The following is a 3,288-nucleotide window of genomic DNA, read 5'->3' as shown; positions in this document are numbered from 1 at the left end:
GTGGTAACCACACCGATACCGGAGGTCCTCACCTATTCACTGGCGCCACACCGTCCACAACGTCCCTGGTCATTACAGCTACGGCGCCAGCGAGGTCGGCACCACCTGCATGATCAGCGCACAGGACTGGCTCGACCGCCCCGGCTCGGTGGGACGGGCGGTGCCTCCGTTCGAGGCCTACATCGCCGACGAGCACGGCAATCCCGCACCACCCGGTACCGAAGGGCCCCTGTGGTTCCGGGACACCTCGGGGCACGGGATCAGCTACACCTCCGGCGTGCGTAGCGGCAACGAGTTCACCCTCGGCGAGATCGGTCGCATGGATGCCGACGGTTACGTCTGGATCACCGACCGGTTGTCGGACATGGTGGTGTCGGGCGGAGTCAACATCTATCCGGCGGAGGTCGAGCAGGCGCTCTGCACCCTGCCCGAGGTTGCCGACGTCGCCTGCTTCGGGATTCCCGACGAGGCGATGGGCGAGCGGCTGGTCGCACTCATCGTGCCGGCCGACAGTGCGAAGCCGCCGGACCCCGCCGACATCGCGACCCGTGGTCGAGCCCTCCTGGCCGGTTACAAGATTCCCAAGGAAATCCATCTGACCGACTCCCTACCGCGCACAGCCGTGGGGAAGCTGGACAAGAAGGCGATGCGATCGCGTCACGCGGTGAAGGTCGACGCGGTGAAGGTCACACTGTAGGCGATCGGCGTTCCCCTACGGTGCATCCATAGAGTTATATACAATTGAGCAATCTCATTTCTACAGGATCACCGCATATCGGTTGAGGGGAACACGTGGCACGCGCAAAGAGAATGCCTGACATCACCGATCCGGTCGATTGGGCCAAACACTACTGGGAGCAACAGGGACTCGACGGCGACGAGCAGCGCTTTCTCGCCATGACGTCCCTGTTGCGTTACCAGCGCATCGTCGCCGATTCCGTCGATTCCGAGCTCAAGGCCCACGGCCTGAACATGACCGACTATCTGCTGCTGATGACGTTGCAGCTGTCGGAGACCGGCACCCGCCTGATCTCGAGCCTGGCCCGCAACCTCCTCGTCCACGCGACCACGGCCACCCTGGCCACCGACCGCCTCGAGGCGCGTGACCTCCTCGAGCGCAGCCCCCATCCGACGGACCGGCGCGCGACCTGTGTCACGATCACCAAGGCGGGCCGCACGAAGGTCGACGAGGCCACCCGCGCCCTGACGGCCATCGACTTCGGGATGAAAGGCAGCACCATCCAGGACGTCGAACAGCTCCGTGCCGCACTGACCGCGATGCGCCACTCGGCCGGGGACGCCTGAAAACGACACCGGTAAAGCCATTAGTCTAGTACTAGAGTAATGGCATGTCTTCTGCGAGAGTCGGTTCCACCGGAGTATTCACCAGTCTCGGCCGCGCGCGGCGTAGCGGAGCGGCCGACACCGGGCGATGCGCCGAACGCGCGTCATTCCAGACGCTGTGGCTCGCCGACGTACGAGGGGACCTCTCCGCCCTCACCGAGATCACCGCGGCCACCACCGAGATCGTCACCGCCACCGCGGTATTGAGCATCTGGGACCTGGCGGCCGCCGACCTCGCCCGCACGTGGGACGACCCCACGAACCGGATGGTGTTGGGCGTCGGCGTCAGCCATCCGTCGATGGCGCCGCCAGGCAGTTACCGTAATCCGTTGTCCCTGCTCGAGAATTACCTTGACACTCTCGAGGCGAGTCGACCGCAGCCGATCCCGTGCATGATCGGCGCGAACGGTCCCAAGATGCTCGAGCTCGCCGGTCGACGCACCCACGGGGCGATCACCCAGCTCGTGACCCCCGAACGCACCGCCCGCCAGCGCGAATGGCTCGGATCGACCGCGACGCTGGCCACCGAGGTCAAGGTCGTCACCACCGGCGACGCGGCCGATCGCCGCCGTCTCGGACGGGCCAATCTCGGGAACTACCTGCACCTTCCGGGATACCAGAAGAATCTGCGAGCCATGGGATTCGACGACGGGGATTTCTCCGGCGGGGGCAGCGACCGGCTCGTCGACGCACTGGTCGCCGGCCCCGACCCGGACCAGATCAGGGAGCGGATGAGGCAGCAGCGCGACGCCGGCGCCGATCACCTGGCCCTGCACGTACTCAGCGATTCCAGCGATGCACCCCTGTCCCAGTGGACAGAACTCGCCGGCGTTCTCGCGGACGACCTCGACCCCCAGACGAAGGACGGTTCACACCGACGACGCACCAGGCAACTCCGACACCCGAAGCCGTCGCCGCACTCCCCCGGCTGCTCTCCGCCGACAACTTCCGCGACCTCGCGGGGACCGGCGACGGCTACGCCGCGGCCGGTGGCCGGTTACGGCGCGGGGTCCTGTTCCGTTCCAACCGCCTCGAACTCGACGCCGACGATCTGGCCACCATGGCCACGTTCGGCCTGACCGCCATCCACGATCTGCGCCAACCCAACGAGGTCGCCAGGCATCCGAACGTCGAGATCCGCGGCGCCCGGTGGCACCACCACCCGGTTCCCGGCATCCCCGAGTCCGAGGTCTCCTCGCTGATGACCGCGGCACAGACCTACCAGGCGATGCTGGTGAACTATCAGACCTTCGTGACGGACCCGGCCTGCCGGGCGGGCTTCGCCAGCCTGCTGCGGACGATCGCGCGTACCGACGGCCCCCAGCTGTTCCATTGCGCCGCCGGCAAAGACCGGACCGGCTGGGCCGCCGTACTCCTCCACCACATCGCCGGCGTCGACCGCGAGGTGATGCTGGAGGACTACCTGCTGACCGACACCTATGCGGTCACCAGCAGACAGGCCACCCTGGATTCGATCCTCGAGAACCTCGGCTCCGAACGTGTGCCCGCCTACGAGCCCGCCTTCTCCTGCGACAGCAGGTATCTCGATGTCGCGTACGAAGCGGCCGACGACTCCTACGGCGGTCTCGACGGTTACCTGACCCGCGGCCTCGAACTCGACGACGCCGACCTCGAGGCGATCCGCACCCGATTCGTGCACAGTTCGCCGGCCTCGGCCTGAGACCGGGGTATCGGGCCGGGAGTCGGGCACACATACCGACTCCCGGCCCGAGCTCAGGGGGACGGTGACCGTCCGGTCGCGAACTCCTGACAACTATATCTGAGAATCAGTTATTTATCACTAGACTTTTCGCTGCCTGCGCCGGTTGAGCCGGCACCGCCCCCTCCGCCGGTTGAGCCGGCACCGCCCCCTCCGCCGGTTGAGCCGGCACCGAGCGCAGCGAGGCGCTGCGTCGAAACCCCCTCCGCCGGTTGAACCGGCAC

3 protein-coding genes and 1 pseudogene are annotated in these 3,288 nt (G+C 66.7%); all 4 read left to right on the top strand.

All coding sequences use genetic code 11. The features are described from left to right. Positions 1 to 34 precede the first annotated feature (34 nt). Positions 35 to 697, top strand: coding sequence for a class I adenylate-forming enzyme family protein (locus tag BPODLACK_RS21100; RefSeq protein WP_159406169.1), 663 nt, complete (start codon positions 35 to 37; stop codon positions 695 to 697). A 113-nt stretch (positions 698 to 810) separates the two neighbouring features. Next, positions 811 to 1,305 (top strand): MarR family winged helix-turn-helix transcriptional regulator, encoded by a 495-nt coding sequence (locus tag BPODLACK_RS21095; protein ID WP_051349605.1) that lies wholly within the window; start codon positions 811 to 813, stop codon positions 1,303 to 1,305. A 44-nt stretch (positions 1,306 to 1,349) separates the two neighbouring features. Then, positions 1,350 to 2,168 (top strand): annotated as a pseudogene (locus tag BPODLACK_RS21090) (TIGR03620 family F420-dependent LLM class oxidoreductase); the annotation flags it as partial. Next, on the top strand, positions 2,156 to 3,025 hold the full coding sequence (locus BPODLACK_RS21085; RefSeq protein ID WP_024498639.1) for a tyrosine-protein phosphatase: 870 nt from the start codon (positions 2,156 to 2,158) through the stop codon (positions 3,023 to 3,025). The pseudogene BPODLACK_RS21090 and the gene BPODLACK_RS21085, both read left to right, overlap by 13 nt. The last annotated feature ends 263 nt before the right edge of the window (positions 3,026 to 3,288 follow it).

Source organism: Gordonia sp. YY1, from assembly GCF_009872315.1.
Taxonomy (GTDB): domain Bacteria; phylum Actinomycetota; class Actinomycetes; order Mycobacteriales; family Mycobacteriaceae; genus Gordonia; species Gordonia amicalis.
Note: the sequence above shows the minus strand (reverse complement) of the source record. Positions and strands in the feature narration are given on the sequence as shown.

Excerpts from the sequence above, each read along its gene's own strand:
- BPODLACK_RS21095 (WP_051349605.1), top strand. The coding sequence starts at position 811 with ATGCCTGACATCACCGATCCGGTCGATTGGGCCAAACACTACTGGGAG.